This window comes from Streptomyces cellostaticus (genome assembly GCF_001513965.1).
GTDB lineage: Bacteria > Actinomycetota > Actinomycetes > Streptomycetales > Streptomycetaceae > Streptomyces > Streptomyces cellostaticus.
The window spans coordinates 22443-47510 of sequence record NZ_KQ948016.1 but is presented as its reverse complement, the minus strand read 5'-3'; the positions used below and the strand labels follow the sequence as shown (position 1 = coordinate 47510).

Genomic DNA, 25068 nt, shown 5'->3' with positions numbered 1-25068 from the left:
TCATCCGCCACATCCGCCGCGGGCTCCCGGTGCCCCGGCGGCGTCGGCGCGCGGACCCGGTGGCCGGTTCCCCGCCCCGGCGCCGGCAGCCCGCCGGTCATGTTCCGCTCGGTGTGAGCAGTGCCCCCACCAGCGCCCGTACGGAGGTGACGAAGAGCCGCTCCGTGTCCACCGGGCGGGCCAGCGCACGGGCCAGGGCCGGGTCGGCGCCGGTGGTCTCGGCGCTCCACAGCTCCTCCTCGCCCGGGCTCTGCACCGGGGCGCGCTCGCGGTTGCGCTCGACCAGCACATGGCCGACGACCTGGAACTGCACGGCCCGGACGAACTCGGCGGCCCGGGCACCGCGCAGTCCCGCCGCGCGTGCCTCGCGCACCAGGACCTGCTGGGCGGGCAGGAACATCCGCTCGGTCAGCCCGCGCTCGTGCACCAGGGCCACCAGATGCGGATGGTCGCGCAGCTGCCGGCGCAGGGCACACGCGACGGAGACGACCCGCTGTTCGGGTGTGCCGCCTGCCGGGCGGATCTCGCCGAGACCGGCCACGGTCCGCTCCACCAGGGCGTCCAGCAGGGCTTCACGGCCGCCGACGTGCCAGTAGATCGAGGTGACGGCGGTGCCCAGCTCGGCGGCGAGCCCCCGCATGGTCAGCGCCTGCGGGCCGTGCCGCTTCACCAGGCCCGCGGCGGTGTCCAGCACCTCGTCCCGGGTCAGCGTGCCTTTCGGCATGATCCCCCCAACTCTCCTCGGTGCACGCGTATTTACCCCGCACGCGGTCTGCTGTAACTGTGTTACAGGTGACGGTCCGTCAGGAGAAGGGCGGTACGGCATATGGCACGCGTACGGTACGGCGCACGGACCGAGCGGGAGATCGCCGCCACGCGCACCGCGAGTGCGCGGCTCCCGGAGATCTGGTCCACCGGTGTGGCGGCCGTCTGGGAGACCGACCCGGACGCGGTGGCGGTGGTGCTGCCACCCCCGCTCAAACCCACCTCACGCCCCCTGGCGCGGGTGAACATCAGCAAGGTCGACCTGCCCGGATACCCGCTCGGCGCGGGCTCCTTCGCGGTCGCCGCCGCCCACGGAGGTGTCGAGGGCTGGTACCCGCTGGTGATGCCGATGACCCACGAGCGGGCCCTCACCGGCGGCCGCGAGGTCTTCGGGGAGCCCAAGAAGCTCGGTGAGGTGGCCGTCGAGCGCGAGGGGCTCGTCGTGCGGGCGTCGCTGGCACGGCACGGCATCGCGTTCGTCGAGATACGCGGCGCGGTGAGCGGCACGCTGCCCCTGCCGGAGCCGTCCCGCAAGACCGACTTCTACTTCAAGTTCCTTCCCGCGGTGGACGGTTCCGGCTTCGACGGCGACCCCGTACTGGTGCACTGCGTACGGCACGAGAAGGTGCGCCGGCTGGAACGGGTCACCGGGGACGTGGTGCTCCGCGAGTCCCTGTACGACCCCGTCGCCGACCTCCCGGTGCTGCGCCTGCTGGAGATCACCATCGGTGAGAAGACCAGCGACCAGAGCGGCCGGGTGGTCGAACGGGTCGACGCCCAGGCCCTGCTGCCGTACGTCCACCAGCGCTACGACGACCCGCTCCAGGTCCATGACGGGCCGCCCGAAGGGAGCGCGTGATGCTGTGCCTGCCTGGGGGACAACCCCCGGACCCCCGGCCGGGAACCGTGTCGTCCCGGGCGACGTGGGGAGGAGGTGAGCGGCCGTGGAGCTGAGGGCAGGACAGGTCGCCGTCGTCACCGGGGCGGCGAGCGGGATCGGGCTGGCGATGGCCCGGCGGTTCGCCGCCGAGGGCCTGAAGGTCGTCCTCGCCGACGTCGAGGGGACCGCGCTGGACAAGGCCGCCGCGGACCTGCGCGCCGAGGGCGCCGACGTGCACGCGCGCGTGGTCGACGTCGGCGTACGCGAACAGGTCCTGGAGCTGGCCGAGTCCGCGTACGAGGTCTACGGCGCCGTGCATGTGCTGTGCAACAACGCCGGGGTCGGTTCGGGCGCCGAAGGGCGCATGTGGGAGCACGAGCCGAACGACTGGCAATGGGCCTTCGCCGTCAATGTGTGGGGCGTCTTCCACGGCATCCAGGCGTTCGTGCCACGGATGATCAAGTCGGGTCAACCTGGTCATGTCGTCAACACGTCCTCCGCAGACGGCGGCATCGCGCCGCTGCCGACCGCCTCCGTCTACGCGGTCACCAAGGCGGCCGTCGTCACCATGACCGAGTCCCTGTACGCCCATCTGAAGGCGGAGCACGCGCGCGTGGGCGCCTCGGTGCTCTTCCCGGGGCCGCACATGCTGCGCACCGGCCTGTGGGAGTCCCACCGCAACCGGCCCGCCCGCTACGCCAAGCAGCGCCCCCGCAAGACGCCCTACCGCAGCCTCGACCAGTGGGAGGCGGCGATGCGGGCGGCCGGCAAGGAGGTCCGCTTCACGCCCGTGGAGGAGGTCGCCGGGCTGGTCGTGGACGGCATCCGCGCCGACCGCTTCTGGCTGCTGCCGGCGAGCGACCACAGCGACGCCCTGATCCGCGCGCGGGCCCACTCGATGCTGGACCGCGCGAACCCGTCGTACCTCGAGAGCTTCATTCTGGACTGAGAGGGGGACTGCCGTGACCGACGCTGTTTCCGGCCAGGACCCGTACCTGATCATCTCCTCCGACTGCCATGCCGGGCTGCCCACCGAGGAGTACCGGCCCTACCTGGAGTCCCGTTTCCACCGGGACTTCGACGCGTTCCTCGCGGGCCGCGACCGGCGCCGCGAGGAGATGACCCGGCTCGGCGTCCGCAACGAGGCCTTCGCGGCCACGTGGTTCCAGGACAACGAGGAGGGTCTGCGCGGGGGCTGGGACACCGCGCAGCGCCTCAAGGAGCTCGACGGGGACGGCGTGGCGGCGGAGGTGGTCTTCCCGGACGCCGACGCCGTGGACAGCCGGACGGCCGCACCCTTCGGGGTGGGCCTCGGCCTGTCCGGCGACCACGACCCGGAGCTGGGCATGGCGGGCGCGCGGGCGCACAACCGCTGGCTCGCGGACTTCGTGTCCGAGCACCCCGAACGGCACTGCGGCGTCGCCCTGTTGCCGGTCACGGCCGACGCGCCGAAGGTGGTCGCCGAGATCCACCGCGCCAGGGAGGCCGGGCTCGGCGCGCTGATGATCCCCGCCCTGTGGGGCGACAAGGAGCCGTACCACGACCGCCGCTACGACCCCGTGTGGGCGGCGGCGGCCGAGTGCGGGATGCCGGTGCTGACGCACTCCGGATCGGCGCCGCGCCACGAGTACGGCGACCACCTGGGGATCTTCGTCAGCGAGGTCACCTGGTGGCCGGCCCGGCCGCTGTGGTTCCTGCTCTGGTCCGGCGTCTTCGAACGCCACCCCGGCCTGCGGTTCGGCGTCGCCGAGTCGGGCTGCTGGTGGCTGCCGAACCTGCTGTGGTTCATGGACCGCCTCTACCTCGGCGCGCACGGCGGCAAGAAGCTGTCCCCCTTCGAGGAGCTGAAGCGGCCGCCGCACGAGTACCTCGACCGCCAGATCTTCATCTGCGCGACGAACACCAAGCGCCGCGAACTCGCCCAGCGCTACGAGATCGGCGTCGACAACATCCTCTGGGGCAGCGACTTCCCGCATCCCGAAGGTACCTGGCCCGACACGCGCGCGTGGCTGCGCCGCACCTTCCACGACATCCCGGTGAGCGAGACGCGCCGGATGCTGGGCCTGGCGGCGGCGGAGGCCTTCGGCTTCGACGCCGACCGGCTCGCCCCGCTGGCCCGCCGCATCGGCCCTACCCCGGCCGACCTCGGCCAGTCGGCCGACCAGGCGGCCGTGGAGGCATCCTGGGCGCGCTCGCGCGAGGCGGGCCGGCACTGGCTGACCGATCACGACTTCCCGGTGCTGGGGGTGACGCAGTGAACGACCGGTACACGGTGATCTCCGCCGACTGCCACGCGGGGGCCGACCTCCTGGACTACAAGCCGTACCTGGAAAAGCGCTACCACGACGACTTCGACGTCTGGGCGGCCACCTACGTCAACCCCCACGAGGACCTGCTCGCCGACGCGGCCGACCGGAACTGGAACTCCGAGCGGCGCCTCGCGGAGCTGGAGGCGGACGGGATCGTCGCGGAGGTGATCTTCCCGAACACCATCCCGCCTTTCTTCCCGTCGAGTTCGCTGATGACGCAGCCGCAGACCGCCGAGGAACTCGAACGGCGCTGGGCGGGCCTGCGCGCCCACAACCGCTGGCTGGCGGACTTCTGCGCGGCCGCACCGGGCCGCCGGGCCGGCGTCTTCCAGATCCTGCTCGGCGACGTCGACGAGGCGGTCAAGGAGATCAGGCGGGCCGCGTCGGCAGGCCTCGAGGGAGGCCTGATGCTGCCCGGCACCCCGCCGGGTTCGGGCCTGCCCGAGCTGTACGCGCGCGCGTACGACCCGATCTGGGCCGTCTGCGCGGAACTCGGCGTCCCCGTCAACCACCACGCGGGCTCCGCCTCCCCGCCGCTCGGCGACGAACCGGCCGCCCGCGCGGTCTTCATGGTCGAGACGACCTGGTTCTCCCACCGCGCGCTGTGGCACCTGGTCTTCGGCGGCGTCTTCCGCCGTCACCCGGGGCTGAAGCTGGTACTCACCGAGCAGGGCTCCGGCTGGATCCCCGGCGTCCTCGACATGCTGGACTACTACCACGGCCGCCTGGTCTCGGCATCCACGAAGGCCGACACCGCCGAGGCCAAGTTCGGCGCCGGCCTGGCCGAGGGCATGGGCGAGGCGCCGTCCCGGGTCTGGCGCGACCACTGCTTCGTCGGCGCCAGCTTCATGAGGCCGCACGAGGTCCCGCTGCGCGGCCGGATCGGCATCGACAAGATCATGTGGGGCAGCGACTACCCGCACGATGAGGGCACCTACCCGTACACCCGAGAGGGCCTGCGGTTCGCCTACGCCGGCGTCCCGCGCGCGGAGGTCGCCGCCATGCTCGGCGGCAACGCGGCCCGTGTCTACGGCTTCGACCTGGACTTCCTGGACCCCATCGCGGCGAAAGTCGGCCCGACGGTGGCGGAGATCGCCGAGCCGCTCACGGAACCACCGCCGGACGCGACCAGCCCGGTCTTCGCGAGGGGAGCGTCGGTGCGGGTCTGGTGAAGCGGCACCTCGCGCTCCGGCCCGGGCCATGCCGACCTGCGCGTCGCAGGGGCACCCACACCGTCCGCCGCACCACCGGGATCGCTGGACGCCGGCCGTCCGGGACGCGGAACGGTGGGCCGCGGTCACCTGCGAGGCACGGTCACCTGCGAGGCGCGGACAGCTCGGGCAGCAGACCTGGCCCAGCGGTGACCGGCTGATGTCGGCGGTCGCCAAGTCCGCAGAGCCCGCGAGGGGCGGCGGCCCGCGAGGTCCGGTCCGTGGCGCCGGCCGCCCACTGCTGACGAGTCGGAGCGCGGATCCGTACGCCGGGGGTGTCATATTCCGGGTGTGACGGAACCACCCCACGACGAGGCCCACGGGGGCGCCCTCGGCTCCCGGCTGAACTGGCTGCGCGCGGCCGTGCTGGGCGCGAACGACGGCATCGTCTCCACCGCGGGACTCGTCGTTGGCGTGGCCGGCGCGACCCAGGACCGGGCCGCCCTGCTCACCGCCGGCCTGGCCGGGCTGCTCGCCGGGTCGATGTCCATGGCGGCGGGGGAGTACGTGTCCGTCTCCACCCAGCGCGACTCCGAGATGGCCGCGCTGGCCATGGAGAAGCGGGAGTTGAGGGAGCAGCCGGAGGCCGAACTCGAGGAGCTGACCGAGCTGCTCCGGGAACGCGGCCTCTCCCGGGACGTGGCCCGGGAGGCCGCCGCACAGCTCACCGCGCGGGACGCGCTGAAGGCGCACGCGCGCGTGGAGCTGGGTATCGACCCGGACGAGCTGACCAACCCCTGGCACGCGGCCTGGGCGAGCTTCGTGGCCTTCACGGTGGGCGCGCTGCTGCCCCTGCTGGCCATGGTGCTGCCCCCCGCCGCCTGGCGGCTCCCGGTCACCGTGGTGTCCGTGCTGGGCGCGCTCGTCCTCACCGGGTGGAGCAGTGCCCGGCTGGGAGCGGCCGACCCGAAGCGCGCGGTGCTGCGGAACGTGGTGGGCGGCGCGCTCGCCATGGGGGTGACCTACGCGGCGGGCAGCCTGCTGGGGGCGGCGGGGGTGTAGCCGGCCCGTGAGCCGTACCCGCTGGTCCGGGGCAACCCTCGGCGAGCAGCCCGCCGCGGCGACGGCGTACCGTGAAATGCGCTCGACCACCCCCCGAGCGCACCGCACGACACCCGCACGAGAAGGACCCTCGCCATGCGCGCCACCACCATCCACGCTCCGTACGACATGCGCGTGGAGAACGTGCCCGAGCCCGTGGTGCAGCTGCCCACCGACGCCGTGGTGCGGGTGCTGCGCGCCTGCATCTGCGGCAGCGACCTGTGGGCGTACCGGGGGGAGGCGGCCCGGCAGCCGGGGCAGCGCATCGGGCACGAGTTCCTCGGTGTCGTCGAGGAGACCGGCTCCGAGGTGGGCACCGTCCGGCGCGGTGACCTGGTGGTCGCGCCCTTCATGTGGTCCGACGGCGTCTGCGACTACTGCCGCGAGGGCCTGACGACGTCCTGCGAGCACGGCGGCTTCTGGGGCTCCGTCGGCTACGACGGCGGCCAGGGCGAGGCCGTGCGCGTGCCCTTCGCCGACGGCACCCTCGTCCAGCTGCCGAAGGAGGCGGTCTCCGACGACCACCTGCTCTCCGCCCTGCTGACCCTCTCCGACGTCCTCGGCACCGGCCACCACGCGGCCCTGGGTGCGGGCGCCCGCCCGGGCGCCACGGTCGCCGTGGTCGGCGACGGTGCGGTCGGCCTGTGCGCGGTGCTGGCCGCCAAGCGGCTGGGCGCCGAGCGGATCATCGCGCTGGGCCGGCACGAGGTCCGTACCGACATCGCGCGCCGTTTCGGCGCCACCGACGTCGTCGCCGAGCGCGGGGACGCGGCCGTCGAGGCCGTCCGGGAACTCACCCGCGGCCAGGGCGCGCACGCCGTCGTCGAGGCCGTCGGTACGGAACAGTCGATGCGTACGGCAGTCAACATCACCCGCGACGGCGGCGCGATCGGCTTCGTGGGCGTGCCGCACGGCAGCGGCACCGGCCTGGACCTCGGCGTCATGTTCGACCGGAACATCGCCCTGCGCGGCGGTGTCGCCCCGGTCCGCGCCTACATCCCCGACCTGCTGCCCGACGTCCTCGACGGCACGATCGACCCCTCGCCCGTGTTCGACCTGACCGTCGGCATCGAGGGCGTGCCGGACGGCTACAAGGCGATGGACGAGCGCACCGCCCTCAAGGTGCTCGTCACCAACGGCCGGTGACCGGCTAGGACCAGCGGATCGGCAGCGGCAGCGCCGTGAGCAGGCCCGAGACCGCGACCACCGCGCCCAGGGCGATCACCTCGGCCCGGGCGGGAGCGTACGCGGTCAGCGGGTCGGCCGCCCGGCGCAGCCGGATCCGCGCCCACAGGGCGAGCGCGGCGACGGCGGCGACCAGGATCGCCTTGGCCAGCAGCGTGCGTCCGTACGCCGTCGTCGTCAGCTGGTCCAGGATCGTGGCCGCCGGCATCCGCCGCAGCGCACTGCACAGGCCCGTCGCGGTGAGGGCCGCGAGCAGGACGGCCGCCACGCGCGCGTAGAGCCCGAGCAGCCTGGCCCCGGCCGCGTCGCCGTGCCACCGGCGCAGGGTCCGCAGCGCGTGCAGCAGGCCGCCCATCCACAGCGCCGCGCAGGTCAGATGCACCAGCGTCAGACCCGAGCCGGTCAGCGGGCCCTGTTCGGTCGTGGGGTGCGCGCGCAGCGCCTCCGCGACCACCACCGCGGCCAGCGGCCACACCTGGGCCGCCGGGCGGCGCGAGCGCGCGCACAGCGCCGCCACCAGGAAGCCGTTGACCTCCAGCAGGGCCAGCTTGCCGTCACGGGAGTCGTACAGGCCGCCGAGGTCGATCTGGCCGGGGCTGTGCGGGACCAGATTGCCGGTGGCGACCACCGAGGCGAGCACCAGTGCGGCGACGAAGCCGGTGCCGTTCGCGAACGCCGCCCAGCTGCGCGGCCGTTCGGGCGGGGCACCGGGCAGCTGCCGGGCGAGCCGGAGCACGAACAGCTCGCCCAGCGGGACGCACAGCGCGGCGAACAGCACCCCGCGCAGCAGCGCGATGCCTCCCACACCGGGAGCGGCGGCCTCCCCGGTGCCGTGCAGCGCGGCGGACGGCCCGAGCAGGGGTATCAGGGCGGCCAGGGACAGGAGGACCAGGACGGCGACGGCCCGGGCGGTGCCGGGCCGTCGGGCCGGGTCGTTCGCGTCGGCGGCGTCGGCACTCGGACGTGACAAGGTCCCCCCGTGATCTTCACCAGCCGCCGCAGAACCGGGCAAGTCCCGGAAAACGACTGGGGCTACGGCATTCCACCCATACGTACGTTTCCGGCCGCCCGCCCACTCATGCCCAGCGAGCCGGATCCGAACCCCAGGGCACCGGAGGCCGTGCCCAGCCGGCGGGACCACCCGCGAAGGAGACCGGCGGCCGGGCGTGCCGCAACCGCCCGAGCGGGCCGTCCGTCTCGGCCAGCCAGGCGTCCGGGCCCTCGTAGGGGGCGGCGTTCCCGGCCTGGTCCGCCGGTATTCCGTCCGTCAACCAGTGCGCGGTCCGGGCGAGGGCCAGCCGGACGAGCCGGCCGCCCCCGTCGTGAGACTGCTCGGTCACCGCCCGCAGCACGGCCGCCGCCAGCAGATAGCCGGTGCCGTGGTCCAGGGCCTGCGCGGGCAGCGCGCCGGGCTGCCCGGCCGAGCCCTCGGTCACCGCGATGCCGGTCGCGACCTGCACCAGGCTGTCGAAGCCGCGCCGGCCGCCCCAGGATCCGTACGCGCCCCATGCCGACACCTGCGCCACGACCAGACCCGGGCGCCGCTCGGCCAGCGCCTCGGGGGAGAGCCCGAACCGGTCCAGGGCGCCCGGACGGTAGCCGGTGACCACGACGTCCGCCGAGGCCAGCAGCTTCTCGAAGGTGTCCCGGTCGGCGGTGAGGTCCAGGGTCGCCGACCGTTTCCCGAAGCCCGTGTCGGCGTGCTGGTCGGCGAGTTCGGGCAGCTGCGGGGCGTCCACGCGCAGCACCTCCGCGCCGAGCAGGGCCAGCGTCCGGGTGGCGACCGGCCCGGCCAGCACCCGGGTCAGGTCGAGGACGCGGAGCCCGGCGGCGGGCAGCAGGGGAGAAGCCTCAGGGGCGAGCGGCGTGAGCACGCGCGCGTGCGTGGAGTCCAGCCGCTCGCGCTCGACCAGCGGGCGCGCGGCCACCTCGGCGGCCTGCTCGTGCGCCGCCCACTCCTTCGGGGTGCGCAGGGCCACGGCGAGGCCGCCGGCGCCGTAGACCGTCTCCTCCACCTCCAGGGCGGGCCGTTCGGCGAGCCGCGCGGCCACCTCCTCCACCGAGGCGCCGTCCGGCAGGTCCAGCGCGCGAAGCAACCGCGCCCGGTGGTGCGGGTAGTTGGCGTGCGTGCGCACCCAGCCGTCGGCCGTCTGCCAGAACCGCGACAGCGGCGCGAAGGCGACCGGCGCCCGCCCGTCGACCTGCAGGAGCCGCTCACTGTGGAAAGCGGCGGCGACCGCTCCGTCGTCCACCAGGGCCCCGGGCACCTCGGTGAGCCCGGCCCGCTGCGCCCCCAGCTCGGCCGCGGCCAGCGCACACGCGCCGACGCACGCGCGCGCCAGCCGCCGTACGGGGAGGCGCGCCGCAAGCGCGCCCTCCCGCACCACGGAGGTGACCCGTTCGGCCAGGGCGGGATCGCCGCCCAGGACGGACCATGCGAACTTGATTTCAGTCATGACTGCACTATGCAGTATTGACTGAATCAATACATGGAGGAGGCACCTCTGCAGGCCTCTGCAGTCCCTCTGGGTCCGTCTACTCGGTCACCGCGGCCAGCGCGTCCGCCGTGCCCCAGCCGTAGAAGCCGTTGTAGTTCTTCGACCCCTCGCACACCGCGTCGACCTTGCCGTCACCGTTGATGTCGTACGGGTCCGTGCACGGCGTGGCGTTGGCCTCGGCGTACAGCAGGGCTTTCACCAGGGCGGCGGGTGCATGCGGATGGGTTGACTTGATCAATGCGGCAACGCCGGCGACATGCGGCGTGGCCATCGACGTACCGGCCATGTAGCCCCACTTGCCACCCGGCAGCGGGCCCAGGATCTGGCCGCTGGTCGCCGGGGGCTCCGGCTTCTGGTAGGCCGTGGAGTCGCCGCCGGGAGCGGCGATGTCGATCACCCCGAGGCCGTAGTTGGAGAACGAGGACTTCAGGCCCTTCGCCCCGGTCGCCGCCACGGTCACCACACCCGGCAGCTGGGTCGGTATGTCGTAGCACTCGTGCGGGTCGATCACCCGGTCCGACGGAGTGCCGTCGTTCGGTGACACCGGGTCGGTGATCGAGTCGGACGCGAGGTCGTAGTTCTCGTTGCCCGCCGCCGCGACGTTGACCGTGCCCTTCCTCTCCGCGTACCGCGAGGCCCGGGCGATGGCGTCGACCAGCGCCTTCTGGTCCGGGTCGGTGCTGCAGTTGAAGTACCACGGATCGGTGTAATAGCTGTTGTTGGTCACGTCGACGTGGTGCTCGGCCGCCCACACGAAGCCGCAGACCACGGCCTCCGTGTAGAAGTAGCCCTTCGGATTGCCGACCTTGATCCCTGCCACCTTGACGCCCGGCGCCACGCCCGTGACGCCCACGCCGTTCCTGGCGGCCGCGATCTCGCCCGCCACGTGCGTGCCGTGCGGGCTCTCCGACGCGCTCGGCCGCCAGGCGCCGTCCGTCGTGTCCGGCTTGCCCGACACACAGTTGGCCGAGGCGTCACGGTCGAAGTTGGGCGCGATGTCCGGGTGGGTGTCGTCGACGCCCGTGTCGATGACGGCGACGGTCACGTCCGGGCTGCCCAGGGTCTTCTCGTGCGCCTTGTCCGCCTTGATGGCCGGCAGGTCCCACTGGAGCGGCTCCAGCGGGTCCTGCCCGTCCGTCGCCTTCGCACCGGCCGCGGCGACGTCCTCGGCGCTGAGCACCTTCGGCGTGCCGACGTCGGTGGTGGACTGGGCGGGCAGCGGCGCGTTGCGCGTGGCACCGGCCGAGTCGACCCCGCGCACCGTGCGGATCTCCTTGGCGAAGTCCGGGTTCGAGGAGTGCACGACGATCACGCCGATCTGGTCGTACGCGATCACCATCGACCCGCCGGCCTCGGCGACGGCCTTCTCCACGTGCGCCGAAATCCCGTGTCCGGGGCGGACGTTGACGACATAGCTGAGCGAGGGACCGTCGGCGGTGGCCGCGGAAGCGGCGTCGGCCGCGGACGCCGTGACGTTGGGCAGGAACGCGAGGGCCGTGGCCATGGCCATCCCGACCGGGATCACCAGGGCACGGCGGTAGCGCGGCTGGGGCGCTGTCATGTATCTGTCTCTCCAGTTCGTTCGCGATGCGGGCGTGCCGTGCGGGACGTCGTGCCGGAGGGCGCCTACTGGACCGCGCGCAGCGCGTTGACGACCCCGAAGCCGTAGAAGCCGTTGACGCGTTTGCCGCCGACACAGGTCGCGTCCACGACCCCGTCGCCGTTTCCGTCGTAGGGATCGCTCGGGCATCCCGGGTTGTCCGCCTCGGCCTTCAGAAGGGCCTGCAACTGGGCGGGGTTCGCGTACGGGTGGGCCGACTTCAGCAGCGCGGCCACGGCGGCCACGTGCGGGGAGGCCATCGACGTGCCCTGGAGGAAGCCGTACTGGTCGTTGGGCAGCGTCGACAGGATGCGGCCGTTCTTCGACGGCGTGTCCGGAATCTGGTACTTGTCGCCGCCCGGCCCCGCCACGTCGACCACACCCTGGCCGTAGCTGGAGTAGTACGACTTGGCGCCCTTGACGCCCACCGCGCTCACGGTGACCACACCGGGCAGCTGGGTCGGCACGTCGAAGCACTCGTGCGGGTCGACCGTGCGGTTCGTGGCGGTGGAGTCGTCGGGGCTGGAGGCGTCCACGATCGCGTCCGCGTCGAGGTCGTCGTCGGAGTTGCCCGCCGAAGCCACATTGAGCGTGCCCTTGCGCTGTGCGTACAGCTGGGCACGATTGACCGCGTCAACGATGGCACGTTGATCGGGGTCGTCCATGCAGTTGTACAGCCACGGATCAACGTAGTAGCTGTTGTTGGTGATCTCTATGCCGTGGTCGGCGGCGAACACGAAGGCGCAGACCACGCTCTCCGGGTAGAACAGCGACTTCGCGTCCGGCTGGGCCACGGTGATGCTCGCGACCTTCACCCCGGGGGCCACGCCCGCCACGCCTATGCCGTTGCGGGCCGCGGCTATCTCGCCCGCCACATGCGTGCCGTGGTAGTGATCGGCGTCCACCGGGCGCCAGGCGCCGTACGTCGTGTCCGCCTTGCCGCTCACGCAGTTCGCCGACTGGGACGCGGAGAAGTTCGGCGCTATGTCCGGGTGGGTGTCGTCGACGCCTGTGTCGATGACACCGACGGTCACGTCTCTGCTGCCCGGGTTGATTCCGGCGGCCTTGTCGGCGCCGATCGCCCGCAGATCCCACTGGTCGGCCTCGAGGGGCTCCTCGCCCGCCGCCGCCCCCTTGGCGATCTTCGCGGCCTCCGCCTTCGACAGGACCTGTACCGCGCCCTCGTCCGTCGTGCCCGCCGCGCTCAGCGGCGCGGTGCGCGTGGCACCCGCCGACTGCACCCCGCGTACCGCGCGCATCTGCGTGCCGAAGTCCGGGTTCGCGGAGTGGGCGACGATCACGCCGATCCGGTCGTAACTCGCCACGACGGTGCCGCCGTTGCGGGTGATCGCCTGCTGCACCGACTCGATCGTGTGGTGGTCCGTCCTGGTGTTGACCACGTACGCGAGGGCCGGGCCGTCCGCCGCCCGCGCCGCCGTGGGTGCCAGGGGTGCCGCGGAGGCCGCCGTCGGCAGGAAACCGAGCGAGGCGGTCAGCGACAGCACGACCGGCACGGCGAGCGCGAGCCGGCGTCTGGAGCGCAGATGAGCCATGGGATCTCCACATCATCCGGATACAAAACCGCCCGAGACACAGGTGGTGCTCGGGCAGGTACATGACGGGTGGTGCAGGGCGAAGCTATCTCCACGGGCTGATCTCCGAAAGGGCCCGGCGGACTTGAACCGCTCCGCGCGTGGCGCCGTGACCGTGGACGGAGGGCGCATCAGGATCGTGCCCCCGCCGGAATCACTATGGGGAGTCGGTCGGTGACAACCGGTAACGTGACCCCCGTCCCTGTGAGACCCAGAACGCGCATGCCCGCAACGCGAGGAGACTCCGTGGCTACCGAGACACCGCCCCCCGCGAAACCCCAAGCCCACCTTCCCTCCACCGAGGAGTTCGCCGAGGTGCAGCAGAGCGCGGAGTTCGGTGAACTGCGCCGCTCCCACCGCTCCTTCGCCTTCCCCCTGACCATCGCCTTCATCGCCTGGTACCTGCTGTACGTCCTGCTCTCCAACTACGCGGGCGGCTTCATGGGCACCAAGGTGGCCGGCAACATCAACGTGGCCCTCGTCCTGGGCCTCGCCCAGTTCCTCACCACGTTCCTCATCGCCTGGTGGTATGCACGTCACGCCGCCGCCAAGCTCGATCCCAAGGCCGAGGCCATCAAGTCCCGGATGGAGGGCGGAGCATGAGCCCCGCACAGCACACCCTGCTCGCCGCCGGCGAGGCGAGCGAGCACCGGTCGCTGATCATCACCCTGTTCGCGGTGTTCGTCGCAGCGACCCTCGTCATCACCGTCTGGGCGGGCCGGCAGACCAAGGACGCCGCCGACTTCTACGCCGGCGGACGCCAGTTCACCGGCTTCCAGAACGGCCTGGCCGTCTCCGGCGACTACATGTCCGCCGCGTCCTTCCTCGGCATCGCCGGCGCCATCGCCCTCTTCGGCTACGACGGCTTCCTCTACTCCATCGGCTTCCTGGTCGCCTGGCTCGTCGCCCTGCTCCTGGTCGCCGAGCCGCTGCGCAACTCCGGCCGCTACACGATGGGCGACGTGCTGGCCTACCGGATGCGCCAGCGGCCCGTCCGTACGGCCGCAGGCACCTCCACGATCGTCGTGTCGATCTTCTACCTGCTCGCCCAGATGGCCGGCGCGGGCGTCCTGGTCTCGCTGCTCCTGGGCATCACCAGTGACGGCGGCAAGATCGGCATCGTCGCCCTGGTCGGCGTGCTGATGATCGTCTACGTCACCGTCGGCGGCATGAAGGGCACCACCTGGGTCCAGATGGTCAAGGCGGTGCTGCTGATCGCGGGCGCCCTGCTGCTGACCTTCCTGGTCCTGCTGAAGTTCCACTTCAACATCTCCGATCTGCTCGGCAAGGCCGCCGACAACAGCGGCAAGGGCTCGGCCTTCCTGGAGCCCGGCCTGAAGTACGGCGCCACCGGCACCACCAAGCTGGACTTCATCTCGCTCGGCATCGCCCTCGTCCTCGGCACCGCGGGCCTGCCGCACATCCTGATCCGCTTCTACACGGTCCCGACTGCCAAGGCCGCCCGCAAGTCCGTGATCTGGGCGATCGGCCTGATCGGCGCCTTCTACCTGATGACCCTCGCCCTCGGCTTCGGTGCGGCCGCACTGATCAAACCGGACGAGATCATTGCCTCCAACAAGGCGGGCAACACCGCGGCACCCCTGCTCGCCCTGCATCTGGGCGGAGTGGACTCCGACGGGGGCGCGATCCTGCTGGCCACGATCTCCGCGGTCGCCTTCGCCACGATCCTCGCGGTCGTCGCGGGCCTGACCCTGGCCTCGTCCTCCTCCTTCGCCCACGACATCTACGCCAACGTCATCAAGAAGGGGCAGGCCACCGAGAAGCAGGAGATCAACGCCGCCCGCTACGCGACCGTAGGCATCGGCGCCGTCTCGATCGTCCTCGGCGCCCTCTCCCGCGACCTGAACGTGGCCGGTCTCGTCGCCCTCGCCTTCGCGGTCGCCGCCTCCGCCAACCTGCCGACCATCCTCTACAGCCTGTTCTGGAAGCGGTTCACCACCGCGGGCGCCCTGTGGTCGATCTACGGCGGCCTGGTCACCGCGGTCGGCCTGGTGCTGTTCTCGCCGGTGGTGTCCGGCAAGCCGACCTCGATGTTCCCCGACGTCGACTTCCACTGGTTCCCGCTGGAGAACCCGGGCATCATCTCGATCCCGGTCGGCTTCCTCCTGGGCGCCGTGGGCACCCTGCTCTCCAAGGAGGCCCCGGACGCCGGCAAGTACGCGGAGCTGGAGGTGCGGTCCCTGACCGGGACGGGCGCGCACTGAGTCTCGTGGCGCACTGAGCTTCGTACGGACGGCCGCGTCGTTCGGGATCGTACGGTCCTACGACGCGGCCGCGTCGTAGCTCGTCGGATCGGGTCGCTGTCGTTGTCAGTGGTCTCACGTAGGCTCGCAGGTAACGGAAAACAAGTGTTCCGGATCGAGGGAGGGGGCCCACGTGCTCATCGACACCTACGGCCGAGTGGCCACCGACCTGAGGGTCTCACTGACTGACCGGTGCAATCTGCGCTGTACGTACTGTATGCCCGAAGAGGGCCTGCAGTGGCTGGCCAAGCCCGATCTGCTCACCGACGACGAGATCGTCCGCCTCATCGACATCGCGGTCCGCCTGCTCGGCATCGAGGAGGTCCGCTTCACCGGCGGCGAGCCCCTGCTGCGCCCCGGCCTGGTCGGCATCGTCGAGCGCGTCGCGGCCCTGGCCCCCCGCCCCCAGACGTCCCTCACGACGAACGGCATCGGCCTCAAGCGCACCGCGTCCGCCCTGAAGGCGGCGGGCCTGGACCGGGTCAACGTCTCCCTGGACACCCTCCGCCCGGACGTCTTCAAGACCCTCACCCGCCGCGACCGCCACAAGGACGTCATCGAGGGCCTCTTCGCCGCGCGCGAGGCCGGCCTGACCCCGGTCAAGGTCAACTCGGTCCTGATGCCGGGCCTGAACGACGACGAGGCCCCGGACCTGCTGGCCTGGGCGCTGGAGCACGCGTACGAACTGCGCTTCATCGAGCAGATGCCCCTAGACGCCCAGCACGGCTGGAAGCGCGAGGGCATGGTCACCGCCGGGGACATCCTGGCCTCCCTGCGCACGCGTTTCGACCTCACCCCCGAGGGCGCGGACGAGCGCGGCTCGGCACCGGCGGAGCGCTGGCTGGTGAACGGCGGCCCGCAGCGGGTCGGCGTGATCGCCTCGGTCACCCGGCCGTTCTGCGCGGCCTGCGACCGCACCCGCCTCACCGCCGACGGCCAGATACGCACCTGTCTGTTCGCCACGGAGGAGACGGACCTGCGAGCAGCCCTGCGCTCCGGGGCCCCCGACGAGGAGATCGCCCGCATCTGGAAGCTCGCGATGTGGGGCAAGAAGGCGGGAGCGGGCCTGGACGACCCCTCGTTCGTGCAGCCGGACCGCCCGATGTCCGCAATCGGCGGCTAGGACCCTTCGGGGGCTTCCCAGTCCTCGAACTTCACCACGTCCTTCAAGAACCCCCGAACCCCGAGAAACTGCGAAAGATGCTCGCGATGCTCCGCGCAGGCGAGCCACGTCTTCCGCCGCTCCGGCGTGTGAATCTTCGGGTTGTTCCACGCCAGCACCCACACGGCATCGGCACGGCAGCCCTTGGCGGAACAGATGGGCGTCTCACTCACAGGTTCGTCTCACAAAACGGGGTGCAAACAAGGCGACGCCGAGCAGCCACGGGGGGAGCTGCCCGGCGTCGGTCCGTCGCTCCGACGGGGGATGCGGAGCGCGTACGCAGTATGTCACGGGTAACCCATCGCCCGGCACTGGAACTACACGATTGATCTGAGCTTTTCTTGAGCTTGACGCGCAGCCGCCGACCGGCTCTTCCGCGTCCGCCATGGTCAGGTCCTGTTGGGCCGCTCACCAGGGACTCCCGCCGCCGGATCCGGCGGCACATCCTCCGGAACGGACTCCGCCCGCGCGGCCTCTTCCTCCGCCCGCGGCGGCGCGATCATCGGCCGCATCGGTGCCTCGACGAAGGTCGAGGGAAGGTCGGGCGGCCGCTCGCGGCCCGCGTTCGCGATCACCACGGCGACGTAGGGAAGGAGTGCACCGAGGACCAGCGCCACGATCGCGACGTACCGTTCGACGTTCCACAGCGTGGCCGCGAGGATCACCGAGGCGGTGCGGATCGTCATCGAGATGACGTACCGCCGCTGCCGGCCCCGCACGTCCTCGGCCAGTCCCGTCCGGGCGCCGGTGATCCGGAACACTTGAACGCCGCCGCGCTGCTTCCCCATCACGCTCACCACGTTACGCCGCGCCCGCGAGGCCATCGAGACCGGGTTGCTTCCTGCCAGCGCGAATGCCATCGGCCCTGCCGCGTACGGGGGACCCCGACATGCGCCGTACGGCGGACGGACCCAGACTGACCGTAAGGCTCACATTCGAGCCGTAGGAGGAGGCAGCCATGGGCTGGTTGTGGGCGATCATCGTGGGATTCGTGCTGGGCCTCATCGCGAAGGCGATCATCCCGGGCAAGCAGCACAGCCCCCTGTGGCTGACCACCATCTGCGGCATCCTGGGCGCCGTCGCGGGCAACGCGATCGCCCGCGCCTTCGGCGTCGAGGAGACCCGCGGCATCGACTGGAGCCGCCACGCCTTCCAGCTCATCGCCGCGATCATCATCGTCTTCGCCGTGGACTCGCTCTACATGGCGACGCTGGGCAAGAAGAAACAACGGGCCTGAGTCGAAGCGCCCCGAAAGGGGCGCGGGGAACTGCGCGAACAACCACGAACGACCCGCGGCCCGCAGACCACCCACGCCCCGGCGGCGCTATGCGGAAACGACCTCCACAGCAGCCAGGTTCTTCTTCCCACGCCGCAACACCAGCCACCGCCCGTGCAGCAGCTCCTCCTTGGAAGCCACCGCATCCTCGGCGGTGACCTTCGCGTTGTTCACGTAGGCCCCGCCCTCCTTCACGGTCCGCCGCGCAGCGGACTTGCTGGCCACCAGACCGACTTCGGCGAACAGGTCGACCACCGGGCCCAGCTCGGCGACCTGGATGTGCGGTACCTCGGACAGCGCCGCGGCCAGCGTCCGCTCGTCCAGCTCCGTCAGTTCGCCCTGGCCGAACAGGGCCTTGGACGCGGCGATCACGGCGGCCGTCTGGTCGGCGCCGTGCACCATCGTCGTCAGCTCCTCGGCGAGCGCGCGCTGCGCGGCCCGGGCCTGCGGACGCTCCTCGGTCTGCTTCTCCAGCTCCTCGATCTCCTCACGGGACTTGAAGCTGAAGATGCGCAGGAACTTGGAGACGTCCCGGTCGTCCGCGTTGACCCAGAACTGGTAGAACGCGTACGGCGTGGTCATCTCGGGGTCGAGCCAGACCGTGCCGGACTCGGTCTTGCCGAACTTGGTGCCGTCCGCCTTCGTGATCAGCGGCGTGCCCAGCGCGTGCACGACGGCGTCCGGCTCGACCCGGTGGATCAGGTCCGTGCCCGAGGTGAGGTTGCCCCACTGGTCGCTGCCGCCGGTCTGCAGCGTGCAGCCGTACCGCCGGTACAGCTCCAGGAAGTCCATGCCCTGCAGGATCTGGTAGCTGAACTCGGTGTAGCTGATGCCCGCGTCGGAGTTGAGCCGCCGGGCGACGGCCTCCTTGGCGATCATCTTGTTGACCCGGAAGTGCTTGCCGACGTCCCGGAGGAACTCGATGGCCGACATGCCCTGGGTCCAGTCCAGGTTGTTGACCATCTCCGCCGCGTTCGGCCCCTCGAAGTCCAGGAACTTCTGGATCTGGCCGCGCACCCGCTCCACCCAGCCGGCCACGACCTCCGGCGAGTTCAGCGTGCGCTCGGCGGTGGGCTTCGGGTCACCGATCAGACCGGTGGCACCCCCGACCAGGCCCAGCGGGCGGTTGCCCGCCTGCTGGATCCGGCGCATGGTCAGGATCTGCACGAGGTTGCCGAGGTGCAGGCTGGGCGCGGTCGGGTCGAAGCCGCAATAGAACGTGACAGGGCCGTCCGCGAACGCCTTGCGCAGTGCGTCCTCGTCCGTGGAGAGGGCGATGAGCCCACGCCACTTCAGCTCGTCGACGATGTCCGTCACGGTTCTCGTGTCTCCTCGGTGATCTTCGGGCGGTCGGGTGACAGCCGACTACGAGGTTATACGCCCTGGCTGACAGAGCTCATATTGAAATCGGGGATCCGCAGCGCGGGCATCGCAGTCCGGGTGAAGTAGTCGCTCCACTCCCGCGGCAGCGTCTTCTCGGTCCGCCCCGCCTCCGTGGCCCGGCCGAGCAGGTCCACCGGCGACTCGTTGAACCGGAAGTTGTTCACCTGACCGGTCACCTCGCCGTTCTCGACGAGGTAGACGCCGTCCCGGGTCAGGCCCGTGAGCAGCAGCGTCGCCGGATCGACCTCACGGATGTACCACAGGCAGGTCAGCAGCAGACAGGGCCCGCGATGGTCCGTGGCCGCGACCATCTCCTCCAGGGAGCGGTCCTGCCCGCCGTCAAGGATCAGGTTTCCGAGGGCCGGGGCGACGGGCAGCCCGGTCAGACCCGCGCTGTGCCGGGTGGTGGTGAGGTGCTTCAGCACGCCCTCGCTCACCCACTCGGTGGCCTGCACCGGCAGCCCGTTGTCGAACACGGACTGGTCACCGCCGGAGGAGTGGGCGACCACGAAGGGCGGGCACTCCAGGCCGGGCTCGTTCGGGTCGCTGCGCAGGGTCAGTGGCAGCCCGGCGAGCTTCTCGCCGACGCGGGTGCCGCCGCCCGGCTTGGAGAACACCGTCCGGCCCTCGGCCGCGTCCCGGCCCGAGGCCGACCACAGCTGGTAGATCAGCAGGTCGGCGACCGCGGCCGGCGGCAGCAGCGTCTCGTACCGACCCGCGGGCAGCTCGATGCGCCGCTCGGCCCAGCCGAGGCGTACGGCCAGTTCGGCGTCCAGGGCGCCCGGGTCGACGTCCTTGAAGTCCCGCGTGGAGCGGCCCGCCCACGCCGAGCGCCTCTGGTCCGGGGACTTGGCGTTCAGCTCCAGCGTGCCGGTGGGCTGGTCGTGCCTGAGGCGCAGCCCGGTGGACGTGCCCAGGTACGTCGACACCAGCTCGTGGTTGGCGAAGCCGTACAGGTCACGGCCGCCGGCACGCGCGCGTGCGAAGGCCTCGCCGAGCGCCGGGGCGAAGTCGGCGAACACGGCGGAGGAGGTCTCGGCGGGCGCGTCCGTGAAGTCCGGCGACTCCGGGACGCCGCTGATCAGCGGCTGGGCGTCCTCGGCGGGCCCGGCCCCGTGCGCGGCGGCTTCCGCGGCCCGCACCAGCGGCTCCAGCTCCTCGGCCGTCACCGCCGACCGCGACACGACACCGGAGGCCGTGCCCTCCTTGCCGTCCACGGTCGCGATCACCGTGAGGGTACGGCCGCGGGTGACACCGTTGGTGGTGAGGGCGTTGCCCGCCCAGCGCAGGTTGGCGGTCGAGTGCTCGTCGGCGATGACGACACAGCCGTCGGCCCGGGACAGCGCGAGCGCCTGCTCGACGACCTCGTGCGGCTTGTTCGCCTTGCTGCCTGGCGCGCTCATCGATCAGCCTCCTGGGCGTTTGTGCAGGTCAGGCGGTTGTCCACGGTCTGCCCTCAATCCCTTGTCGTGGAGGCCTGCTCCGGATCGGATCAGAGACTACCCACCGGTGACCCGGATCGGGGATGCAATATCGCTCTGACCTGAGGCTCTCTCCGGCCGCAGCAGAACGCTTCCGGCGGGAGTGAGAGGCGGGGAAGGGTGCACGGACGGGAGTCTCGCCATGGGCCGACACGGCGCCCGGCCCGAGATCAACAGTACTTACGATTTGCGCATCTATTCTCACACTGAGTAGCCAATCCAGGGCTTCACGCCCAGGTGAGAAAGGGTCAAACCATGCGCAAGTTTCAGCGCGCAGCAGTCGTAGCCACCGTGGTCGTGGGGCTGTCCGCCTTCGGCGTCGGTGTCAGCTTCGCCGACGATTCCGATGGTCCGCAGCAGGTCAGCGCGGTGGCTAGCTCGCAGGCCAGCGCCGTGGTCACGTTGGGTGTCCCGTACAGCGAGCAGGATGACTCGCACGGGGCCTCGCATTCGGCACCGAAGCACGGTCACAAGCACCGGGCGCACAAGCACGGTCACAAGCACCGGGCGCACAAGCACGGTCACAAGCATCACGGGTCGAAGCATGCTCACAAGCACCATGGGCCGAAGCATGCTCATAAGCACCATGGATCGAAGCCTGACCACAAGCACCACGGGTCGAAGCCTGACCACAAGCAGCATGGATCGAAGCCTGACCACAAGCACCACGGGTCGAAGCCTGCCCACAAGCAGCATGGATCGAAGCCCGTTCACAAGCAGCATGGGTCGAAGCCCGTTCACAAGCAGCAGGCATCGAAGCCCGCCCACAAGTACCAGGCATCGAAGCCTGCTCACAAGCAGCAGGCATCGAAGCCCGCTCACAAGAAAGTGGTTGAAACTGTACGTTTCGCCCGCGCTGATGCTGTGATGCGCGTCGAAGCTGAGTGACGGGTCGGATCGCCTGGCCGTGGCAGACCTGGCGCGGCCGGTGGCGCCCCGGACCGGACCGGCCGAAGGCCGCACACCGGTCCGGGGCGCCATCCAGGAGATTGGCTGACGACCGCCCCGTCAGGAGCGGCCGGACTCGTTCGAGGTGTTCAGGATGTTCACCCCCCGAAACAGTGCGGACGGGCACCCGTGAGACACGGCAGCGATTTGCCCCGGCTGGGCCTTCCCGCAGTTGAAGGCCCCTCCCAGTACGTAGGTCTGGGGGCCTCCGACCGCCTCCATGGAGCCCCAGAACTCGGGCGTGATCCCCTGATACGCAAAGTCCCGGACCTGCCCCTCGAGGCGGCCGTTGCGGATCAGGTACGCCCTCTGGCCCGTGAACTGGAAGTTGTACCGCTGCATGTCGATCGACCAGGACCGGTCGCCGACGACGTAGAGGCCCCGGTCGACGCCCCCGATCAGATCCTCGGTGGCCAGTCCGGCCGGATCCGGCTGCAGGGACACATTGGCCATGCGCTGCACCGGCACATGCCCGGGGGAGTCGGCGAACGCGCACCCGTTGGACCGGTCGAACCCGGTCAGCTTCGCGATCCTGCGGTCCAGCTGGTAGCCGACGAGCGTGCCGTCCTTCACCAGGTCCCAGGACTGCGCCTGGACGCCCTCGTCGTCGTACCCGACGGTCGCGAGGCCGTGCTCGGCGGTGCGGTCACCGGTGACGTTCATCAGCTCGGAGCCGTACTTCAGCTTGCCCAGCTGGTCGAAGGTGGCGAAGGAGGTGCCGGCGTAGGCGGCCTCGTAACCGAGGGCCCGGTCCAGTTCGGTGGCGTGGCCGATGGACTCGTGGATGGTCAGCCACAGGTTGGACGGATCGACCACCAGGTCGTACAGGCCCGGCTCCACGCTCGGCGCCCGCATCTTCTCGGCGAGCAGTTCCGGGATCCGCTCCAGCTCGGCGTCCCAGTCCCAGCCGGTCCCGGTCAGATACTCCCAGCCGCGCCCGACGGGCGGCGCGATGGTCCGCATCGAGTCGAACTCACCGCTCGACTCGTCCACCGACACGGCCGTCAGCTGCGGATGCAGCCGCACCCGCTGCTGGGTGGTCACGGTACCCGCGGTGTCGGCGTAGAACTTGTTCTCGTGCACGGTGAGCAGCGAGGCGTCCACGTGGTTCACACCGTCCGCCGCCAGCAGCCGCGTGCTCCACTCCGCCAGCAGCGCGGCCTTCTCCTCGTCGGGCACCGAGAAGGGGTCGATCTCGTACGACGAGACCCACGTCCGGTCGGCGTGCACCGGCTCGTCCGCCAGCTCCACCCTCCCCCACTGCCCGAAAGGCGTGGGAGGTGCCCCCACATCCGCCCCGGCCGCCTTGATCACCTGGGCGGAGAGCTGCGCCATCGCCACCGCCTGCGAGGCGACCTTGGCGGCCGCGTCCAGAGTCAGGTCCACCCCGGACGCGAAGCCCCACGTACCGCCGTGCACGACGCGGACCGCGTACCCGAGGTCGGTGGTGTCCGACGATCCCGCGGGCCTGGCGTCCCTGAGCCGCCAGGACGCGCTGCGCACCCGCTCGAACCGGAAGTCCGCATGCGCGGCCCCGAGCGCACGCGCGCGTGCGAGCGCGGCGTCCGCGAGGGCTCTGAGCGGAAGCGCCGTGAAGGCTTCGTCGATGGAATGAGGCACGGAGGTCTCCCTGCTGTCGTCGCCTGTCGGGTCCGATCATGTCGCGCAAGCGGCGCGGCGGACCACATGTTTCGGTCCCGTACGGGTCCTTTCTGTAGGGATCCGACAGGGACTGCCGTGCGCCACTGTCGGTGCCCGCTTGCCCACGGAAGGGGCGCTACCGATAGGTTTTCGATGAAGCCGCCTGCCATCCAAGTGTTCGGGCGGGTTGTCCGACCGCATCAGACCGCTATCGAAAGGGTGATCCGTTGAGCCGCTCGGTTCTCGTCACCGGAGGAAACCGGGGCATCGGCCTCGCCATCGCCCGCGCTTTCGCCGACGTCGGCGACAAGGTCGCGATCACGTACCGCTCGGGTGAGCCGCCGGCCGGCTTCCTCGCCGTCAAGTGCGACATCACCGACCCCGAGCAGGTGGAGCAGGCCTACAAGGAGATCGAGGCCGAGCACGGCCCGGTCGAGGTGCTGGTCGCCAACGCCGGCATCACCAAGGACCAGCTCCTGATGCGCATGACCGAGGAGGACTTCACCTCGGTCATCGACACCAACCTCACGGGCACCTTCCGCGTGGTCAAGCGCGCCAACCGCGGCATGCTGCGCGCCAAGAAGGGCCGCGTCGTCCTCATCTCGTCGGTCGTCGGGCTGTACGGCGGCCCCGGCCAGGCGAACTACGCCGCCTCCAAGGCCGGCCTGGTCGGCTTCGCGCGCTCCCTCGCCCGTGAGCTGGGCTCGCGCAACATCACCTTCAACGTCGTCGCGCCCGGCTTCGTCGACACCGACATGACCAAGGTGCTCACCGAAGAGCAGCGCGAGAACATCGTGTCGCAGGTGCCGCTCGGCCGGTACGCGCAGCCGGAGGAGATCGCCGCGACGGTGCGGTTCCTCGCCTCGGACGACGCCTCGTACATCACTGGAGCCGTCATCCCCGTTGACGGCGGACTGGGAATGGGTCACTGATCACCATGAGCGGAATCCTCGAGGGCAAGCGCATCCTGATCACGGGTGTGCTGATGGAGTCCTCCATCGCCTTCCACGCGGCCAAGCTGGCTCAGGAGCAGGGCGCGGAGATCATCCTGACGGCGTTCCCGCGGCCCACGCTGACCGAGCGCATCGCCAAGAAGCTGCCGAAGCCCACCAAGGTCATCGAGCTGGACGTCACCAACGACGAGCACCTCGGCCGCCTGGCCGACGTGGTCGGCGAGGAGCTCGGCGGCCTCGACGGTGTCGTGCACTCCATCGGCTTCGCGCCGCAGGACGCGCTCGGCGGCAACTTCCTCAACACGCCGTTCGAGTCGGTCGCCACCGCCATGCACGTCTCGGCGTTCTCCCTGAAGTCGCTCACCATGGCCTGCCTGCCGCTGATGCAGAACGGCGGCTCGGTCGTCGGCCTCACCTTCGACGCGCAGTTCGCCTGGCCGCAGTACGACTGGATGGGCCCGGCCAAGGCCGCCCTGGAGGCGACCAGCCGCTACATGGCGCGCGACCTGGGCAAGCAGAACATCCGCTGCAACCTCATCTCCGCGGGCCCCATCGGCTCCATGGCTGCCAAGTCCATCCCGGGCTTCAGCGACCTGGCCTCCGTCTGGGACACCCGCTCCCCGCTGGAGTGGGACCTGAAGGACCCGGAGCCGGCCGGCCGGGGCATCGTCGCCCTGCTGAGCGACTGGTTCCCGAAGACCACCGGCGAGATCATCCACGTCGACGGCGGGCTGCACGCCATCGGCGCGTGACCTTCGTCCGGCACCGGCGCCCCGTTCTCCGCACTGCGCGGGGGCGGGGCGTCACTCGTTCGGCGTACCCGGCCGGGCGGGGCCGGGAGCGGACGGCGCACTCTGGATTACGCGTTCACCTCGCGCA

General features: G+C 71.1%; 23 protein-coding genes. 13 read left to right on the top strand and 10 right to left on the bottom strand.

What is annotated here, in order from left to right; genetic code table 11:
- Nucleotides 1–97 precede the first annotated feature (97 nt).
- Entirely contained in the window at nucleotides 98–724 is a 627-nt protein-coding gene (locus AQI88_RS03795; protein WP_066991836.1) for a TetR/AcrR family transcriptional regulator, read from the bottom strand.
- Nucleotides 725–826: 102 nt separating this feature from the next.
- Here AQI88_RS03795 and AQI88_RS03790 point away from each other — a divergent pair, with 102 nt between their 5' ends.
- From AQI88_RS03790 to AQI88_RS03765, 6 genes are all read left to right on the top strand, one after another.
- On the top strand, nucleotides 827–1624 hold the full coding sequence (locus AQI88_RS03790; protein WP_066991833.1) for an acetoacetate decarboxylase family protein: 798 nt from the start codon (nucleotides 827–829) through the stop codon (nucleotides 1622–1624).
- An 85-nt stretch (nucleotides 1625–1709) separates the two neighbouring features.
- Nucleotides 1710–2594 (top strand): SDR family NAD(P)-dependent oxidoreductase, encoded by an 885-nt coding sequence (locus tag AQI88_RS03785; RefSeq protein ID WP_066991830.1) that lies wholly within the window; start codon nucleotides 1710–1712, stop codon nucleotides 2592–2594.
- A 13-nt stretch (nucleotides 2595–2607) separates the two neighbouring features.
- Nucleotides 2608–3903, top strand: coding sequence for an amidohydrolase family protein (locus AQI88_RS03780; protein ID WP_066991825.1), 1296 nt, complete (start codon nucleotides 2608–2610; stop codon nucleotides 3901–3903).
- The gene (locus AQI88_RS03775) at nucleotides 3900–5126 is read left to right on the top strand and encodes an amidohydrolase family protein (protein WP_066991823.1); all 1227 of its coding nucleotides are present in this window, start codon (nucleotides 3900–3902) and stop codon (nucleotides 5124–5126) included. The genes AQI88_RS03780 and AQI88_RS03775 overlap by 4 nt, the downstream gene beginning before the upstream one ends.
- A 330-nt stretch (nucleotides 5127–5456) precedes the next feature.
- Nucleotides 5457–6167: a VIT1/CCC1 transporter family protein gene (locus AQI88_RS03770; RefSeq protein WP_066991821.1), complete on the top strand. Its 711-nt coding sequence runs from the start codon at nucleotides 5457–5459 to the stop codon at nucleotides 6165–6167.
- Between the two features lie 135 nt (nucleotides 6168–6302).
- Complete coding sequence (locus AQI88_RS03765; RefSeq protein WP_066991819.1) at nucleotides 6303–7352, top strand: zinc-dependent alcohol dehydrogenase family protein; 1050 nt, start codon at nucleotides 6303–6305, stop codon at nucleotides 7350–7352.
- 4 nt (nucleotides 7353–7356) lie between these two features.
- Here AQI88_RS03765 and AQI88_RS03760 read toward each other — a convergent pair whose 3' ends face one another.
- The 4 genes from AQI88_RS03760 to AQI88_RS03745 form a co-directional block, all read right to left on the bottom strand.
- Nucleotides 7357–8361, bottom strand: coding sequence for a CopD family protein (locus AQI88_RS03760; protein ID WP_066991814.1), 1005 nt, complete (start codon nucleotides 8359–8361; stop codon nucleotides 7357–7359).
- Nucleotides 8362–8467: 106 nt separating this feature from the next.
- Nucleotides 8468–9847, bottom strand: coding sequence for a CoA transferase (locus tag AQI88_RS03755; protein ID WP_066991811.1), 1380 nt, complete (start codon nucleotides 9845–9847; stop codon nucleotides 8468–8470).
- Between the two features lie 79 nt (nucleotides 9848–9926).
- The gene (locus AQI88_RS03750) at nucleotides 9927–11450 is read right to left on the bottom strand and encodes a S8 family peptidase (RefSeq protein ID WP_066991808.1); all 1524 of its coding nucleotides are present in this window, start codon (nucleotides 11448–11450) and stop codon (nucleotides 9927–9929) included.
- A gap of 65 nt (nucleotides 11451–11515) precedes the next feature.
- Nucleotides 11516–13042, bottom strand: coding sequence for a S8 family serine peptidase (locus AQI88_RS03745; protein WP_066991806.1), 1527 nt, complete (start codon nucleotides 13040–13042; stop codon nucleotides 11516–11518).
- A gap of 285 nt (nucleotides 13043–13327) precedes the next feature.
- Here AQI88_RS03745 and AQI88_RS03740 point away from each other — a divergent pair, with 285 nt between their 5' ends.
- The 3 genes from AQI88_RS03740 to moaA all read left to right on the top strand — a co-directional run bounded on the left by AQI88_RS03740 (nucleotide 13328) and on the right by moaA (nucleotide 16468).
- Nucleotides 13328–13684, top strand: a complete 357-nt coding sequence (locus tag AQI88_RS03740) for a DUF485 domain-containing protein (RefSeq protein WP_066991803.1) — start codon at nucleotides 13328–13330, stop codon at nucleotides 13682–13684.
- Complete coding sequence (locus AQI88_RS03735) at nucleotides 13681–15306, top strand: solute symporter family protein (protein ID WP_066991802.1); 1626 nt, start codon at nucleotides 13681–13683, stop codon at nucleotides 15304–15306. The genes AQI88_RS03740 and AQI88_RS03735 overlap by 4 nt, the downstream gene beginning before the upstream one ends.
- Before the next feature lie 172 nt (nucleotides 15307–15478).
- Complete coding sequence (moaA, locus tag AQI88_RS03730) at nucleotides 15479–16468, top strand: GTP 3',8-cyclase MoaA (RefSeq protein WP_066991799.1); 990 nt, start codon at nucleotides 15479–15481, stop codon at nucleotides 16466–16468.
- Here moaA and AQI88_RS03725 read toward each other — a convergent pair.
- Nucleotides 16465–16680, bottom strand: a complete 216-nt coding sequence (locus AQI88_RS03725; protein WP_066991797.1) for a hypothetical protein — start codon at nucleotides 16678–16680, stop codon at nucleotides 16465–16467. The genes moaA and AQI88_RS03725 overlap by 4 nt on opposite strands.
- 216 nt (nucleotides 16681–16896) lie before the next feature.
- Nucleotides 16897–17295, bottom strand: a complete 399-nt coding sequence (locus AQI88_RS03720) for a DUF3099 domain-containing protein (RefSeq protein ID WP_066993608.1) — start codon at nucleotides 17293–17295, stop codon at nucleotides 16897–16899.
- Between the two features lie 170 nt (nucleotides 17296–17465).
- Here AQI88_RS03720 and AQI88_RS03715 point away from each other — a divergent pair, with 170 nt between their 5' ends.
- The gene (locus AQI88_RS03715) at nucleotides 17466–17744 is read left to right on the top strand and encodes a GlsB/YeaQ/YmgE family stress response membrane protein (RefSeq protein ID WP_066991793.1); all 279 of its coding nucleotides are present in this window, start codon (nucleotides 17466–17468) and stop codon (nucleotides 17742–17744) included.
- Between the two features lie 87 nt (nucleotides 17745–17831).
- Here AQI88_RS03715 and tyrS read toward each other — a convergent pair whose 3' ends face one another.
- Nucleotides 17832–19100: a tyrosine--tRNA ligase gene (tyrS, locus tag AQI88_RS03710; protein ID WP_066991791.1), complete on the bottom strand. Its 1269-nt coding sequence runs from the start codon at nucleotides 19098–19100 to the stop codon at nucleotides 17832–17834.
- 56 nt (nucleotides 19101–19156) lie between these two features.
- Nucleotides 19157–20569 carry a metallopeptidase TldD-related protein gene (locus AQI88_RS03705; RefSeq protein WP_066991788.1) on the bottom strand — a complete coding sequence of 471 codons (1413 nt, stop codon included), beginning with the start codon at nucleotides 20567–20569 and terminating at the stop codon, nucleotides 19157–19159.
- 333 nt (nucleotides 20570–20902) lie between these two features.
- Between AQI88_RS03705 and AQI88_RS45745 the strand changes: the two genes are divergently transcribed.
- A complete protein-coding gene (locus AQI88_RS45745) occupies nucleotides 20903–21535 on the top strand; it encodes a hypothetical protein (RefSeq protein WP_159050293.1) in 633 nt (210 codons plus the stop codon).
- Nucleotides 21536–21655: 120 nt separating this feature from the next.
- On the opposite strand, the gene AQI88_RS03695 is transcribed toward AQI88_RS45745, so the two are convergent.
- The gene (locus AQI88_RS03695) at nucleotides 21656–23215 is read right to left on the bottom strand and encodes a TldD/PmbA family protein (RefSeq protein ID WP_066991782.1); all 1560 of its coding nucleotides are present in this window, start codon (nucleotides 23213–23215) and stop codon (nucleotides 21656–21658) included.
- A 248-nt stretch (nucleotides 23216–23463) separates the two neighbouring features.
- Between AQI88_RS03695 and fabG the strand changes: the two genes are divergently transcribed.
- Both fabG and fabI read left to right on the top strand, forming a co-directional pair.
- On the top strand, nucleotides 23464–24168 hold the full coding sequence (fabG, locus tag AQI88_RS03690) for a 3-oxoacyl-[acyl-carrier-protein] reductase (RefSeq protein ID WP_066991779.1): 705 nt from the start codon (nucleotides 23464–23466) through the stop codon (nucleotides 24166–24168).
- A gap of 5 nt (nucleotides 24169–24173) precedes the next feature.
- Nucleotides 24174–24941 carry an enoyl-ACP reductase FabI gene (fabI, locus tag AQI88_RS03685; RefSeq protein WP_066991777.1) on the top strand — a complete coding sequence of 256 codons (768 nt, stop codon included), beginning with the start codon at nucleotides 24174–24176 and terminating at the stop codon, nucleotides 24939–24941.
- The last annotated feature ends 127 nt before the right edge of the window (nucleotides 24942–25068 follow it).

Bases quoted from the DNA above. Each gene is read 5' to 3' on its own strand.
- AQI88_RS03795 (WP_066991836.1), bottom strand. From the start codon at position 724: ATGCCGAAAGGCACGCTGACCCGGGACGAGGTGCTGGACACCGCCGCG.
- AQI88_RS03790 (WP_066991833.1), top strand. From the start codon at position 827: ATGGCACGCGTACGGTACGGCGCACGGACCGAGCGGGAGATCGCCGCC.
- AQI88_RS03765 (WP_066991819.1), top strand. From the start codon at position 6,303: ATGCGCGCCACCACCATCCACGCTCCGTACGACATGCGCGTGGAGAAC.
- AQI88_RS03755 (WP_066991811.1), bottom strand. From the start codon at position 9,847: ATGACTGAAATCAAGTTCGCATGGTCCGTCCTGGGCGGCGATCCCGCC.
- AQI88_RS03750 (WP_066991808.1), bottom strand. From the start codon at position 11,450: ATGACAGCGCCCCAGCCGCGCTACCGCCGTGCCCTGGTGATCCCGGTC.
- AQI88_RS03745 (WP_066991806.1), bottom strand. From the start codon at position 13,042: ATGGCTCATCTGCGCTCCAGACGCCGGCTCGCGCTCGCCGTGCCGGTC.
- AQI88_RS03735 (WP_066991802.1), top strand. From the start codon at position 13,681: ATGAGCCCCGCACAGCACACCCTGCTCGCCGCCGGCGAGGCGAGCGAG.
- AQI88_RS03720 (WP_066993608.1), bottom strand. From the start codon at position 17,295: ATGGGGAAGCAGCGCGGCGGCGTTCAAGTGTTCCGGATCACCGGCGCC.
- AQI88_RS03715 (WP_066991793.1), top strand. From the start codon at position 17,466: ATGGGCTGGTTGTGGGCGATCATCGTGGGATTCGTGCTGGGCCTCATC.
- AQI88_RS03705 (WP_066991788.1), bottom strand. From the start codon at position 20,569: ATGAGCGCGCCAGGCAGCAAGGCGAACAAGCCGCACGAGGTCGTCGAG.
- AQI88_RS45745 (WP_159050293.1), top strand. From the start codon at position 20,903: ATGCGCAAGTTTCAGCGCGCAGCAGTCGTAGCCACCGTGGTCGTGGGG.
- fabI (WP_066991777.1), top strand. From the start codon at position 24,174: ATGAGCGGAATCCTCGAGGGCAAGCGCATCCTGATCACGGGTGTGCTG.